The organism is Pleurocapsa minor HA4230-MV1, assembly GCA_019359095.1.
GTDB classification, from domain to species: Bacteria; Cyanobacteriota; Cyanobacteriia; order Cyanobacteriales; family Xenococcaceae; genus Waterburya; species Waterburya minor.
Map to the genome: position 1 here is coordinate 61311 of JAHHHZ010000011.1, position 14230 is coordinate 75540.

14 protein-coding genes are annotated in these 14230 nt (G+C 40.0%); 9 read left to right on the plus strand and 5 right to left on the minus strand.

The window, feature by feature from the left end:
* Positions 1 to 15: 15 nt before the first annotated feature.
* Entirely contained in the window at positions 16 to 1746 is a 1731-nt protein-coding gene (locus tag KME09_02695; protein MBW4532821.1) for a diflavin flavoprotein, read from the minus strand.
* A gap of 1133 nt (positions 1747 to 2879) precedes the next feature.
* Between KME09_02695 and KME09_02700 the strand changes: the two genes are divergently transcribed.
* The 9 genes from KME09_02700 (at position 2880) to KME09_02740 (ending at position 11266) form a co-directional block, all read left to right on the plus strand.
* Positions 2880 to 4229, plus strand: coding sequence for an ABC transporter substrate-binding protein (locus KME09_02700; GenBank protein MBW4532822.1), 1350 nt, complete (start codon positions 2880 to 2882; stop codon positions 4227 to 4229).
* Between the two features lie 67 nt (positions 4230 to 4296).
* Complete coding sequence (ntrB, locus tag KME09_02705) at positions 4297 to 5139, plus strand: nitrate ABC transporter permease (protein ID MBW4532823.1); 843 nt, start codon at positions 4297 to 4299, stop codon at positions 5137 to 5139.
* Positions 5140 to 5356: 217 nt separating this feature from the next.
* Entirely contained in the window at positions 5357 to 7357 is a 2001-nt protein-coding gene (locus tag KME09_02710; GenBank protein MBW4532824.1) for a nitrate ABC transporter ATP-binding protein, read from the plus strand.
* A gap of 182 nt (positions 7358 to 7539) precedes the next feature.
* Positions 7540 to 8385: a nitrate ABC transporter ATP-binding protein gene (locus KME09_02715; protein ID MBW4532825.1), complete on the plus strand. Its 846-nt coding sequence runs from the start codon at positions 7540 to 7542 to the stop codon at positions 8383 to 8385.
* A 187-nt stretch (positions 8386 to 8572) separates the two neighbouring features.
* Positions 8573 to 8905: a DUF433 domain-containing protein gene (locus KME09_02720; GenBank protein ID MBW4532826.1), complete on the plus strand. Its 333-nt coding sequence runs from the start codon at positions 8573 to 8575 to the stop codon at positions 8903 to 8905.
* 261 nt (positions 8906 to 9166) lie between these two features.
* The gene (locus KME09_02725; protein MBW4532827.1) at positions 9167 to 9460 is read left to right on the plus strand and encodes a DUF5615 family PIN-like protein; all 294 of its coding nucleotides are present in this window, start codon (positions 9167 to 9169) and stop codon (positions 9458 to 9460) included.
* Positions 9461 to 9638: 178 nt separating this feature from the next.
* The gene (locus KME09_02730; GenBank protein ID MBW4532828.1) at positions 9639 to 10013 is read left to right on the plus strand and encodes a DUF433 domain-containing protein; all 375 of its coding nucleotides are present in this window, start codon (positions 9639 to 9641) and stop codon (positions 10011 to 10013) included.
* Positions 10010 to 10405: an ACP S-malonyltransferase gene (locus KME09_02735; GenBank protein MBW4532829.1), complete on the plus strand. Its 396-nt coding sequence runs from the start codon at positions 10010 to 10012 to the stop codon at positions 10403 to 10405. Before KME09_02730 ends, KME09_02735 begins: the two co-directional genes overlap by 4 nt.
* A 225-nt stretch (positions 10406 to 10630) precedes the next feature.
* Positions 10631 to 11266 carry an exopolysaccharide biosynthesis protein gene (locus tag KME09_02740; GenBank protein ID MBW4532830.1) on the plus strand — a complete coding sequence of 212 codons (636 nt, stop codon included), beginning with the start codon at positions 10631 to 10633 and terminating at the stop codon, positions 11264 to 11266.
* A gap of 137 nt (positions 11267 to 11403) precedes the next feature.
* Here the strand turns inward: KME09_02740 and KME09_02745 are convergent, their stop codons facing one another.
* The 4 genes from KME09_02745 to KME09_02760 form a co-directional block, all read right to left on the minus strand.
* Positions 11404 to 12576, minus strand: coding sequence for a hypothetical protein (locus tag KME09_02745; GenBank protein ID MBW4532831.1), 1173 nt, complete (start codon positions 12574 to 12576; stop codon positions 11404 to 11406).
* A gap of 28 nt (positions 12577 to 12604) precedes the next feature.
* A complete protein-coding gene (locus KME09_02750; protein ID MBW4532832.1) occupies positions 12605 to 13048 on the minus strand; it encodes an alpha/beta hydrolase in 444 nt (147 codons plus the stop codon).
* A gap of 134 nt (positions 13049 to 13182) precedes the next feature.
* Complete coding sequence (locus KME09_02755; GenBank protein ID MBW4532833.1) at positions 13183 to 13461, minus strand: SDR family NAD(P)-dependent oxidoreductase; 279 nt, start codon at positions 13459 to 13461, stop codon at positions 13183 to 13185.
* Positions 13462 to 13534: 73 nt separating this feature from the next.
* Positions 13535 to 14047 (minus strand): GNAT family N-acetyltransferase, encoded by a 513-nt coding sequence (locus KME09_02760; protein MBW4532834.1) that lies wholly within the window; start codon positions 14045 to 14047, stop codon positions 13535 to 13537.
* Positions 14048 to 14230: the final 183 nt, after the last annotated feature.

Consider the following 14230-nt stretch of genomic DNA (forward strand, 5'->3'; position numbering starts at 1 on the left):
ATCAGTAATCAGTAATCAATAATGATTCCCCACCTTGCGATGATGAACGGCAGTCAAAACATCTAGCTTGGCTACTCTGCCCGCTTGCACGGTGCTATAAATAATCCAGTGATCGCTACATTCCAAGCGGTTACTAACTTCGCATTCAATGTAAGCTAAGGATTCGGCAAGAATCGGCGAACCATTATTAGCAGGTACGGTTGGGATGTCTTCAAATCGATCTGCACCAGGGGGGAAACGCTTGAGAAAATGTCTAATTAGATGTTGGTAATTTCCTTCTGCTAAAACATTTAACACAAAGCGATCGCCAATCTGCATAAAAGACTCGATCGCCCGATCTTTGGCTACAGCGATCGCAATTCCCAAGGGAGTTAAACTAGCCTGTGTGACCCAAGATGCTACCATTGCACTCTGGATCTCTCCTTTAGTAGCGGTAATAATATATAAACCATTGCTGATTCTGCCCAAGGCTTTTTCTAGACTGCTATCGATGGCTTTGATCTGTTTAACAGTGCGATCGCGAGTTAACCACTGTCCTAAATCTGTACCCGCTTCATCACAAAGTTGTTTAGTTTTTTGAGAGGGGGAGCGTTTGATAATAATTGGCTCAAAAGCTTCGATTAGACCAGTTTCCTGAAATTTATTACGTAGAGGATAAATCGGTTCATCTTCGCCCCCACCAGCTTCAAATAAGCCAATTGATTGTTTACTGTGGGCTGCTGCTAGGATCGTACTGAGTATAGTATGGGCTTCTCGATCGCCTTGAGATGGCATACCTATAACTAGTCCTGCTGCTTGGGTGACTAATTCCCTTACTTCTTGGGGTTCGGTATTATTCCAGTCGATTAATTCGACTGCTACTCCTGTTTTGAGAATTCCCTGAGCGATCGCTCTAGCTAAATCTTCACTGTAACCATAGTCTTCCGAGTAAAATACTGCTACCAAAGTTTCCGTTTTGGTTTGTGCTTGACTCCATTGCTGATAGCGATTAACTAATTCGGCGCGATGGTGTTGTAGTAAAGGGCCATGTCCTGTGGCGATTGTCTCTAGTTCCAGTTTTTCCATTCGTTTGATCGCGGCTAAAACCGAACGGGCATTAGGTTTCATCAAACAGTCGTAGTAGTATTCAAAGTCTGCCTCAATCAGTTCTAAATCTTCATCAAAAGTCGGTTCATCGCAATAGTGCAGACCAAAGGCATCGCAAGTATAAAGAACTTGGGTTTTGTAATCGTAGGTAAAAATCGTATCGGGCCAGTGTAAATTAGGGGCGGAAACAAATTCTAGTTCATGTCCATTGCCTAAATCCAGGCGATCGCCATTTTTGACAATTATGTGTTCAAAAGATTGATGCACCATGTCAGTTAAGAACTTAATCGCCACCTTTGCTCCAACTACTGTAACCTGGGGTGCTAATGCCAAAATATCTTTGACTAAACCACTATGATCGGGTTCGGTATGGCTAATAATTAAATAATCAAGTTGGGCTGGATCGATTAAGCCTGTTAATAACTTTAGATAAAGCTGACGAAACTTAGCGTGAGCAGTATCAACTAAAGCTAGTTTCTCACCCTGAATGATAAAAGAATTATAGGTTGTGCCGTTTTGTAAGCCAAATTCAATATCAAAGCGATCGCGATCCCAGTCAAGACAGCGAATAGCAGTAGTATTTGCAGCAATTTCTACAGTTTGTAGAGTTAATCTTGTTGTTGATTGAGTTGTTTTATTGGTGTGTGTGAGTGCAACCATCAGTCAGTTACTCCTGATTAATTAGGTTTATTTTTGATAGATAGATTTCAATCTTTTAAGCTCAATTATTTTCAGAAGGATAGATTTTTTACCTCGTTATCTATTCACTTATCTGAATTAATTAATTTATTCTTTTTAATTTGAAAAATGCTTTTTGCTTTCTTTCTTTATGTTTACGCGTAATTTACTATTTTGTAAAATATTTATTTTTTACAACATTGATTAGCTAAACTTATAAATTTATCTTAAAGCCTTTACAGCTGTATAAATTGACAAAAACATAAGTAATTCATAGATCAACATCAATATTTAGAACTACAACAGTAAGCAATTCGCCAGATTATTAGCTTGCATTATGGCTAAGAATCTGAAAAATAGTTTTATTCTTAGCTTAATTAAGCTGAATTAAGATTTTTTTTAAGTACAAATACTCAGTTAAATACTTGATTGAATATTTTGCTTTAGTTTTGAATACAAGTAAATTTTTTTTATCTATTCAAATATAGTTATATAGAACTTTTTCAATTAGCAAGATAGACATAAAACAATGAGCAATGATTTTATTTATTGCTTACAGCGTTCGGTTGAGTAGAACATGCAGCTCACATTGCGCAAAAGCACGTTGTCTTTTGGAGCAAACGGTTTCCCATACACTTTCGGATATACCTTTGTCCTAAAAAATACATTTTTGGATATACCCCATCCTAAAGGATACATCTTTAGATATACGCCTGTGGTATACACCTTCGGATATTCTGCTTGACAGGAAACTTTAAAAGTTAAGAACTAGCTAATCATAAGCGTAGTCTATCGAATTGAACCAGAGAAGCGATCGCGTTTCTAAGAGGCGTACAAGCCCAGCTGAACATGCCTTATCGAGTTGTTGAAGACTACTATAAATCTAATTAATAAGAAATTGTGGAGATTCTAATTATAAATTCTAATTATAAATCCTGTACTCTTAGTCAACTTTCTAGTATTATTACTTTTATAGATTAAAGGCAATGGTTTTCAAATCAGAATTTATTTTTATCTATAGTTTAAATTAAAAGCTATTTATAACCTTTGTTTTCTCTATCGCAATTGAACTTAAGTGGCAGCGAAAGAATACGTATCAACTGCTAGGAGATTTTATGGATCGATTTTCTCGAAGAAAATTTTTATATACCGCAGGAGCCTCGGCTGCTGGTGCTGTACTACTTAATGGTTGTTTGGGCAATCCTCCTGAACCAGGGGGAGAGGCAGCTACAGAACAAGCTAAACCAGTCGATCTTAGTCCTGAAACAACCCCTGAAACTACTAAAGTAGTTTTAGGTTATATTCCGATCCTCGAGTCTACAGCTTTAATTATTGCCCAGGAAAAAGGCTTCTTTGCTAAGTATGGTATGACCGAAGTCAATGTATCCAAACAGGCAAGCTGGGCATCAGCCAGGGATAACGTCATCATTGGTTCTGAAGGTGGTGGTATTGATGGGGGTCAATGGCAAATGCCCATGCCTCATCTAATTAGTGAAGGAATTATTACCAATGGTAATAAACTGCCGATGTATTTATTGGCGCAACTAAGTACTCATGGTAATGGGATTGCGACCTCTAGTAAAAACCAAGGCAAGGGACTGGGTTTAGATATTTCTAGTGCAGCGGACTATGTTAAAGGTTATGCCCAAAGCCAAGGCAGAAAATTTAAAGCTGCCCATACTTTCCCTCAAGTTAACCAAGATTTTTGGATTCGTTATTGGTTTGCTGCTGGGGGTGTCGACCCAGATAAGGATATCGATCTTTTGGCAGTACCGTCAGCGGAAACAGTACAGGGGATGCGGAACGGATCGATGGATGCGTTTAGTACAGGCGATCCTTGGCCCTATCGCATCGTCACTGACGATATCGGGTTCATGTCAGCTTTAACCGCCCAGATTTGGAAATTTCACCCCGAAGAATATTTAGCAATTCGGGCAGATTGGGTTGATAAGAATCCCAAAGCTACCAAAGCTTTGTTAAAAGGAGTGATGGAAGCGCAACAATGGATCGATGACCCTGCTAATATCGAAGCGGTAATTGCTATTGTATCGGGTAGAAACTACTTGAATGTTCCTCCTGATATCATTCGACCTCCCTACTTAGGGGAATACAAAATGGGCGATGGCAAACCAGATATCAAAGATAAAATGATGGGTCCGTTGTTTTGGAAAGATGGGATTGGTAGTGTTTCTTATCCCTATAAAAGTCACGATCTTTGGTTCTTAACCGAAGGCATTCGTTGGGGTTTTCATAAAGGTAAGCTCGACGATATCGATACAGCTAGACAGATTATAGATCGCGTCAATCGAGAAGATTTATGGAAAGAAGCAGCTAAAGAGGCAGGATTTACCGATGCTATTCCTCAGAGTACATCAAGAGGTATCGAAACATTTTTTGATGGTAAAAAGTTTGACCCCGAAAATCCAGAAGCTTATTTAAATAGCTTAGACATTAAAAAGGTTTAGTCAAGGCGCAACCCCTGCACCTATATATTACACAGCCTACATAAATATTAAAGGAGCAATAAACATCATGGCAGTAAGTACACCGAGAATAAATAAAAGAAAAAACAGTAATGAGATCGCCAGTTTTTGGCAGAAAAATAAACACAATATTTTGCCACCTATAATAGGTATTTTGGGCTTTTTAATTGTCTGGGAAGTGGCAGCTACGTTACCAGGAATGAGATTACCAGGACCTAGCAGCTTATGGACAGATGAAAGAACTAGAAACTTATTGCTCTATCCTTTTTACGATCGCGGTGGTTTAGATAAAGGTTTGTTTTGGCAGACAATGGCAAGTTTAGGTCGAGTCGCCCAAGGTTATTCTCTGGCTGCAATTGTTGGTATCGGCGTAGGTATTTTAGTCGGACTAAATCCGCTCTTGGACAAAGCCCTAGACCCGATTTTCCAATTCTTACGGATGGTTGCACCGCTAGCTTGGGTTCCTATTGCCTTAGTAGCCCTACAACAAAACCAACCAGCAGCGATTTTCGTCATCTTTATTACTTCAGTTTGGCCTATTCTGATTAATACTACTGAAGGCGTTAAACAAATCCCTCAAGATTATCTCAACGTCAAACGAGTTTTAAAACTATCCAATCAAAAATTCTTCTTCAAAATCCTCTTTCCTTCTGCCTTACCCTACATCTTCACTGGCTTGAGAATTGGGATTGGTCTAGCTTGGTTAGCAATTATCGCCGCCGAAATCGTGATGTCAGGTATTGTCGGTATCGGTTTCTTCATCTGGGATGCTTACCAACAGAACTATATCAGTGAAATCATCTTGGCAGTTATCTATATCGGTGCAGTTGGTTTAATTTTAGATCGGGCGATCGCCTATATCCAAAAATTAATCGCACCACAATCTAATTAAAGTCAAAAGCGATGCAGCGCGGTCTTGGGGGTTTCCACCCAACTAAGCGGTGCAAGCCCCATGAGCGATATCCGAAGGTGTATCCTTTAGGACTGCATCAAGAAGGCAAAAGTCAAAAGTCAAAAGTCAGAAGGTTCTGGGTTTTAGGTTGAGAGGTTCAAATTACCCATTACCCATTACCCATTACCCACTACCCACTACCTACTACTTAAAAAAAATGAGCGTATTTGTTGCAGTAGATCAAATAGACAAAGTATTCCCCTTAACCGGTGGTGGAGAATACATCGCCCTTAAAGGTATCGATTTACAGATTAAAAAAGGTGATTTTATCTCCTTAATCGGTCACTCTGGTTGTGGTAAATCCACACTGTTAAATATGATTGCGGGTTTAGATTTACCCACTGAGGGCATTGTCACCCTAGAAGGACAACGCATTCAAGAACCAGGCCCCGATCGCATGGTGATTTTCCAAAACTACTCCCTTCTACCCTGGCTAACGGTAAAACAAAATATTGGTTTGGCGGTAGATGAAGTGATGGGCAATAGCTCCAAATCAGAACGCAAATCAATAGTCGAAGAACATATTAACCTAGTAGGCTTAAGCCATGCCAAAGATAAACTGCCAGGACAACTATCAGGAGGTATGAAACAACGAGTTGCGATCGCCCGTGCTTTAGCGATTCGTCCCAAACTCTTGCTTTTAGACGAACCTTTTGGAGCATTAGATGCCTTAACCAGAGGTAATCTGCAAGAACAGTTAATGCAGATATGTGAACAGTATCAGATTACTTCGGTGATGGTAACTCACGATGTGGATGAAGCCGTGTTGTTATCCGATAAAATTGTCATGCTGACTAATGGTCCTAGCTCAAAAATCGGCGGTATTTTAGATGTAGATATTCCTCGTCCTCGCAAACGGATGCAAGTAGTCAACCATCCCAGTTACTACAGTCTGCGCAGTGAAATTATTTATTTCCTCAATCAACAAAAACGAATCAAAAAAATCCGCGCCAAAAAAACGGCTGTTATTGCCCGTCATGGCTTAGAAAAAGTCAACTTAGAGCTAGGTTTTGTTCCTTTAACTGCTTGCGCACCTGTAGCTGTAGCTATGGAAAAAGGCTTTTTTGCTAAACACGGTTTGGACGAAGTTAGTTTAGCGAGAGAAACTAGCTGGCGCGGTATTGTTGATGGTATTGAAGGTGGCTATCTCGATGCTGCTCAAATGCCCGCAGGAATGCCCACCTGGTTAACCGCAGGGGGAAATCAAGACCGACCTGTACCCACAGTCACCGCTTTAACCATGACTCGTAATGGAAACGGGATTACTTTGGCACAGAAATTTTATGAACAGGGGGTAATTACGGCTGCCCAATACAAACAGAAGTTACTAGCTTTAGATGGGGAAAAACATACTCTGGGTATGGTTCATCCTTCCTCAATGCACAATATCTTATTACGCTATTGGTTAGCAGCAGGGGGCATCGATCCTGATAAGGATGTCGAACTAAAAACCATTCCGCCAGCGCAAATGGTAGCCGATTTAAAAGCAGGCACAATTGACGGCTATTGCGTAGGAGAACCTTGGAACCTCCGTGCAGCTATGGAAGGACATGGCTTTACCGTTGCCACAGACATGGAAATTTGGCAGGGACATCCAGGTAAGGTTTTAGGTGTTAGAGAAGATTGGGCAAATCGTTATCCGAATACCCATGTGGCACTAGTTAAAGCCTTATTAGAAGCTGGTCGTTATTGTGCTGATACCAAGAATCACCAAGAAATTAGAGAGATTCTAGCGAGCCGTAATTATTTAGCCACCAAAGAGGAATACATCCAACTGGGAGAACCGAGTAATTACAGTTGTAATTTAGATAAACACGTCGAATATGCTCACCATATGTTTTTTGGTGATGGTTTGAATCGCCCCAGTCGTACCGAACACCTCTGGATGATGACCCAGATGGCGCGTTGGGGACATATTCCTTTTCCTCGTAACTGGGTGGAAATCCTTGAGCGAGTCTGTCGCGTCGGTACTTTTAGTACTGCTAGCAGAGAACTAGAATTAGGCGATCTTAAATATCGTCGTAGTCCCATTCAGCTATTTGATGATGTTGCCTTTGATGCTGAAGATCCTATTGGCTATCTCAATCATTTAGGTATCGAACGCAACTTTACCATCGCCGAAGTTCATTTAGCTTCGCCAAGTTTCGTTGCAGCCTAAGTAGGGCGAGGCACACCCCACCTTACCATTTAGTTTAACTAGTTCCAATTTAATGATTTAATAATAATTAAAAGTGCGGAGCGATATCTTCAACGAGGAATTAAGAATTAAGAATACCGAAGAACGTAATTTTTTCATTCATCTTTCATCCTTAATCATTCAAACTTCACCCCTTTTTACTTATGCAAGCTTCTAATCAACAAGTTTTAGAATTACAAACCCATTCGATCCCCAAATCTTCTTTTGTCAGCATCGAAGGTGTCTCGAAAGTCTATCCTACTCCAACAGGCTCTTATACCGTTTTAGAAAATGTTAACTTAAGCGTTAACCAAGGAGAATTTATCTGCGTCATTGGTCACTCTGGTTGCGGGAAATCTACTCTATTAAATATGGTGTCTGGTTTTGCCACACCTACTGATGGTTTAGTCACAGTAGGAGGAAAAAGAATTACCGAACCTGGCCCCGATCGCATGGTAGTATTTCAAAACTATGCTCTTTTGCCTTGGGAATCTGTATTTAATAATGTCTATCTAGCAGTAGATGCTGTCCATCCCAACAAACCCGAACGGGAAAAACGCGCTATTGTCCGAGAACATCTGGCAATGGTAGGTTTAAGCGAAGCAGAGGATAAAACACCTACCCAAATTTCTGGGGGGATGAAACAACGGGTTTCCATTGCTCGTGCCTTAGCTATTCGTCCCGAAGTCCTTATTTTAGACGAACCTTTTGGGGCATTAGATGCCATCACCAAAGAAGAATTACAAGAAGAACTACTCAAAATCTGGAACGATCATCGCTGCACAGTCTTGATGATCACTCACGATATTGATGAAGCCCTGTTTTTAGCAGATAAGCTAGTCATGATGACTAATGGCCCTGCTGCTGGGATTGGGGAAGTGATGAACATTGATTTTCCTCGTCCTCGCAGTCGAGATCAAATTATGGAACAACCAGAATATTATGACTTACGCAACCATGCCCTAGATTTTCTCTATAATCGCTTTGCCCACGATAATGACGCTGCTTAAGTTAAACAAAAGCGATCGCATTTATAGTTTTTAGTTAAGTGCGATCGCTTTCTTGCATCAAATTATTAAAATATAAGTGCTGTTCATCGATGAACAAAAAGTAAAGACTTAAATTTTACCGAAGACGCTAGCAGACTATCGGTGGTTTGGTCTAGAATTTTACGATGAGTAACAGAAGGGCATATTTATGGCATTAACTCCTATACCAGCAAAGTCATATATTGAGCAACGAGAGGGAGGGTATTGGGTCGCAGGAACCCGTATTTCGTTAGATTCAGTTGTTTATTCATTCTTAGATGGAGAGTCTCCTGAAAGTATTGCCCAAAATTTTCCATTGCTTTCCCTGGAGCAAGTTTATGGTGCGATCGCGTTTTACCTTGCTAATCGAGAGTTTGTAGATGCCTATTTAGAAGCAGGAGAAGCTGAGTTTCAACGATTGAAAGAATCTTGTAAGGAGAAAAATTCTTTACTATATCAAAAATTAAAAGTGGCTCAAGCTCAAAAACAGAGTTCAGTATGACAGTAATTCGATTTCAGGCTGATGCTGATCTCAGGCAAGCAATTGTGAGGGGATTGACTGCTCACCGCCGTGAACGGTCGGTGATTCAAGCTCTTAGCTTTTAGCTCTTAGCTTTTAGCTTGAAGAAGTCTGTTCACAATACGCAATTAGACTAATCTTGAGACTTGAGAATTGATTGAAGCTAATAGCTAATAGCTAACGGCTAAAAGCTATCGAGAAGTTGTCCTAGAAGGACAAGGCTTTAAACCCAAAGCGACGGTAATTCGTAGAGAGCCAAATCTGGACTTTCGCTCGGCTAATGACGCAGGATTAGAGGGAGTAAAAGATTTAGAAGTTTTAGCACTTGCAGCACAGGATGGCAGAGTATTGGTTACCCATGATCGCAGAACTATGCCGACCATGTTTGGTCAATTCATCACCTCTTATAGTAGTTCTGGCGTTCTAATTCTTTCTCAGAATCTGCCGATTGGTGAAGCAATTGATGCAATTATCTTAGTTTGGGAAGCATCTGTGGCTGAGGAATGGATTAATCAGATTATGACGTTTCCATTTTGAGAAACTATCAACAGCAGTTTATTTTCTCTCAATTATCTACAGCAAATTAGATTGAGGCACATTTATCGCCTTCAGAGTGGATTAGTGCGATTAGGCTTAGCCTACGCTTCGCGATCGCCCTGCTTAATTTATTTTGTACCGAAGTATTATTAAAGATAGAGTTTAAGGAGCTATGGGTATGACTTTAGCATCAAATGGACAGGCGATAATCATTCGTACAGAACGAGGGCTGACAATCTCAGGTACACGTATTACCCTCTACGATGTCATGGATTATGTAACGGCTCAATATCCGCCCAAATTTATTCAAGGATTATTCGATCTTACAGAAGCTCAAATTAATACTGCTTTAGCTTATATTGAAACTAATCGTGTAGAGGTAGAGGCTGAGTATCAGCAAGTTCTCAAAGAATCTGAGGAACTTCAAAAATACTATGAAGAACAAAATCGCGAACTGTTTGCTCGAATTGCAGCACAACCTCCCAAACCTGGAACCGAAGTCGCTTGGGAGAAACTTCGGTCAGCTAAGGCAAAGCGCAAATCCAAAGTATGATTTTTTTGACCGACCACAATCTTCAAGGTCATGCTCTAGTTTTCTTTGGTGCTATTGCTAGCCAAGGGTGGCTTGATATTGTTCCGATTCGGTTTGTTAATTTTGCGCAAATAGAGTTACCGATTGACAGCGATGACAGGGTTGTTTGGCGATTAGCTCAAAAAAATCAAATGATTCTGCTCACAGCCAATCGCAGCATGAAAGGAGCAGATTCACTTGAACAGGTTATGCGTGAAGAAAACACCTCAACATCTTTGCCTATAATCACGATCGCTAATGCCGATCGCCTAATAAACGACTCCCAATATCGAGATCGGTGTGTAGAAAGTCTGGTTGAAATTGTACTTGATATTAATAATTTTCGAGGTGCGAAGCAAATCTTTATTCCATAACGTGCTTAAACATTACATTCAAGGATCAGAACTGTAGCGTACTTTTCGATAAGCATTTAGTTTATGAATAATTTGAATGGACGCACATTTGTGGGCTGCGATCAATCGCCTTCAGTGTGCAGTAGTGCGATCGCTTTTTTTATATACGGAACAGTTTTTTGGTGATTATTCAAAGTTTAAACTATAGTTAATTAGTTTTAATAAATTATCTCTAGTACTTACTTTATGCAGCTTAGATTTTCCCAGGACATTGAAACGCTTCTTAAACGTCTAGCCAATCAGCCTTTAACCATTGGCGATATTTTAGCTCAAACTTCCGAACGCGGTTTTAGTGTGCTGATTGTTTTATTAGCGCTACCGTTTTTGTCTCCTGTCATGCCACCTGGATTGTCAACTATTTCAGGATTTGGCTGCATTTTAATCGGGTTGCAAATGGCTTTGGGAATACGTAAACTTTGGTTGCCCAGAAAAATTTATCTATTTAAGTTTCCTCCTAAGTTTAGTTCGCAATTATTAAAAAGCCTCAAAAAAATTACTAATTTACTAACAAAATTTGTTCGCCCTCGCATTCCCAAAATTACTGACAATCCTTACGTTTGGAGACTTAACGGACTTTGTATTGCCTGCCTTGCTATGTTCTTATCTTTGCCTATTTCTTTTATTCCTTTTACCAATACAATTCCAGCAATAGCAATTCTAACTTTAGCCGTAGCCACTCTAGAAGCTGACGGATTACTACTAGGAATTGGTTACGCTTTGACTGCTATCAATGTCCTACTTTTCGGCGCAATCGGCTATTTATTCTGGCAAGCCCCTCATATATTAAAAAGTTTGCTTGGATCTATAGGAATTAATTTTTAAGTCTAATTTTTCGGCGATCGAGTTTTAAGCTCTAGCGATCGCATTTCAAATAGTTTTTAGTTAAGTGCGATCGCAGGTACATAGATCTTTTTCTATGATGCATTGAGGCAGTATGCCGTGTCTGTGTTTAATGAACTTTATCTTCCTGGCTGTCCTTGAGTACCCGTCCAAACCCTCATAATATAGTAGGGAGGTTTGCCAGCGTCGGGTTTACCTGTAAAAATAGGATTGCGATGTAATTGATTGACAGCAATATACAGCCAAGAATCGTTACCAAATCTAACATTATCTGCCCACAAGAGGCGATCATCTTGTACTAAACGGGTTAATTTACCACTAGCAGAAAGTTTATCGATCGCATTATCTTTTAAATTGGTAATAAAGTGATTTCCTTGGGCATCGGTACTAACACCATCAGAAACGGGTTTTTGTCCTACTTCTTTAATTGCTGCACCAATAGTGCGATCGCTTGCCCCTTCTCTAAATAATCCAGCCGAGGCAGAATACCAAGTTTCTCCATTCATTGCCCCGAAATAAAGAGTTTCCCCGTCTGCTGATAAAGTAATGGGATTGACAGGTACTCTAGCTGGTTGCATTTTGCCTTCGGAGTTGGGAAATAATAATTGTTGTCCTTCAACGATCGCGTCTATATTTTCTGCTTGTAATGAAGGATGATTTTCAAAACGTCTTGAGGTATTGTTATTGGTATCGACTACGACGATGGCAGGATTGCTACCACAATCGGCAATATATACAAAACCTCGTTCTCCATCTACAGCTAAGTCTTGCATGATAGTCCCTTTTGCAGATTCGGGAAAATCATAACGATAGACCATTTCGCGAGTGTTAATATCGAAAGCAACTAACTTAGGTCTTGTGGGTTCAACACCGTTAGGCATCCAATTACCATGATCGATTACCCAAAGTCTATCTTGTGAATCGATCGCCACACCATGAGCCGAATTTAGAACATTATTACTACTTCCAGGCTTGCCATTCCATGCAGCATTAGGAAATGGTTGCCAATTATTACTACCTGGTTGAATTTCAATTAATTGTGCCGATCCGCGTCGCATTCCGTGAACACTAGCAAATATTCGTCCATCTTTTGATGCAGTAACGTTTCCTGGGGTAATATTCAATTGTGAGACTACTTCCAGTTGTCCTACTTGTGGGGTTTGGGATGCTGAGACAGATTGGGTTTGAGTATTATCAGTCGATGCTATTAGCTTTTGAGCAGTGAGGGTAAGGGGTGTTACAAACAGTAACAAAGCGACTGAACTTTTTAAGAACCATTTTTGTTTTAACATTGTTTTATTAGATATTATTTCGAGGTTTTTATTGAGTGAGAAAGTTGAGGACAGCTTGTTCAAACTGTTCTGGGACTTCATGATGGGGAATATGACCAATTCCCGACAACTCTACTAACGTGGTATTGGGAATAGTTTTGGCTGCAAAACGCCCTAATTCAGGGAAATTGCCGATTGTTTTTCCCACTTCTGGACTAACATAGATTCGTCCGAGGGCAATTCGATCTTCTAAGCCAATTACTAATAACGTTGGTTGAGTTAGTGAAGATAATTCATAGCGAATTGGTTCTCGATAAATCATTTGCCAAGTTCGCGCCATCACACGAGTCCAGCGAGGATATTCGGCACTTTGGGCAAGACGAGAACGAAGTTGTACAAAGGTTAAATCTCGCTCTGGAGTCCACTTGGCGACAAAATTACGGAAAAATTTGCTAATATCAGCCGAATCGACGAGTGATTCATCTTGTTGCAATCTTTCTAAGGTTTGAGGTGGAACAGTGAAACGATAATCTGGCGTTGCTGATTTGAAGTATGAAACCGAAAAGTAATCTGTTCGTAGCTTTTAGCTATCAGCTATTAGCTATTAGCTTTTTTAAATTTTGATCATCAACTGAAAAAGTTAAAAATCATACCTTGATTCAGCAACGCCTTAAGTCGTCTCATGGTTGCAATAACATGATAGCCTTGACGAGCAAAAGCGATCGCACTAGCTTTACCAATACCCGAACTCGTACCTGTAATTAAAACGACTGGTTGTTCAGATGCTTGCGCACTGATAAATGTTGGTTGTTTAGCATTAGCAGGAAACTTTTGATTAAATAACCCGTAAGCTGATACGGAAGCCCCCGATACTAGGGCAGTTGCGATAAAAGTGCGACGATCCATAATCTTTCTCCAATAATTTAAGTTTGAAAAAATTGTTTTTATCGATCGCCTTTCCTCTACCTACCCGAAGAATTTAGTCCCTTAGAAATCGATGCATTATGTTGATATCTACATAGCCGAATTGTTTATGTTTAAAAGCTTTGGGGCTAGTGCCAATAATCGAGAAACCCAATTTTTGCCACATCGCGATCGCACTTTTGTTAGTACTGACAACTAAATTTAATTGCACTGCTTGATAGCCTTGTTGCTTTGCTTGTTCTAAACAATATTGAGCAAGAGTTTTACCGATACCTTGATGTTGATAAGTAGAATCGATTACCATGCAGAGGTTGGCTACGTGAGAACCAAGTTCTCGAAAATTAGGAGTTAGTTTTGCCATACCTGCAATAGTTTGCTCTACCTCGATAACATAACTGGTAATATTCGGTGCAAACCAATAAGCAAAGATATCTTCACGACTGGCGTTAGTAGTAAAAACGTAATTCTCTTCGGGTGTAATGGCTGAGAGAAAGACGGGCAACATTGTCTCAAAATCTGATTCTGTTGCTTGGCGAATGGTTGTTTGAGGGATTGTAGTGTTACTCATAACTCAATATTCTCCAATTTAAGGTGTTATTGGTTATGGTACTGGAATTCGCTCAAAATCAATGCATACTAGCCTACAAATTCATCCATTAAAGGACTAGCGATCGCAACTACCAGCAGTGAAATTCCAGTGAAAATAGAACGTTTCATGTTTATTTTTCCTTTTGTTAGTTATGGTTTGAAT

Coding starts and splice junctions, on each gene's coding strand:
- KME09_02695 (MBW4532821.1), bottom strand. CDS start 1,746: ATGGTTGCACTCACACACACCAATAAAACAACTCAATCAACAACAAGA.
- KME09_02700 (MBW4532822.1), top strand. CDS start 2,880: ATGGATCGATTTTCTCGAAGAAAATTTTTATATACCGCAGGAGCCTCG.
- ntrB (MBW4532823.1), top strand. CDS start 4,297: ATGGCAGTAAGTACACCGAGAATAAATAAAAGAAAAAACAGTAATGAG.
- KME09_02710 (MBW4532824.1), top strand. CDS start 5,357: ATGAGCGTATTTGTTGCAGTAGATCAAATAGACAAAGTATTCCCCTTA.
- KME09_02715 (MBW4532825.1), top strand. CDS start 7,540: ATGCAAGCTTCTAATCAACAAGTTTTAGAATTACAAACCCATTCGATC.
- KME09_02720 (MBW4532826.1), top strand. CDS start 8,573: ATGGCATTAACTCCTATACCAGCAAAGTCATATATTGAGCAACGAGAG.
- KME09_02730 (MBW4532828.1), top strand. CDS start 9,639: ATGACTTTAGCATCAAATGGACAGGCGATAATCATTCGTACAGAACGA.
- KME09_02735 (MBW4532829.1), top strand. CDS start 10,010: ATGATTTTTTTGACCGACCACAATCTTCAAGGTCATGCTCTAGTTTTC.
- KME09_02740 (MBW4532830.1), top strand. CDS start 10,631: ATGCAGCTTAGATTTTCCCAGGACATTGAAACGCTTCTTAAACGTCTA.
- KME09_02745 (MBW4532831.1), bottom strand. CDS start 12,576: ATGTTAAAACAAAAATGGTTCTTAAAAAGTTCAGTCGCTTTGTTACTG.
- KME09_02755 (MBW4532833.1), bottom strand. CDS start 13,461: ATGGATCGTCGCACTTTTATCGCAACTGCCCTAGTATCGGGGGCTTCC.
- KME09_02760 (MBW4532834.1), bottom strand. CDS start 14,047: ATGAGTAACACTACAATCCCTCAAACAACCATTCGCCAAGCAACAGAA.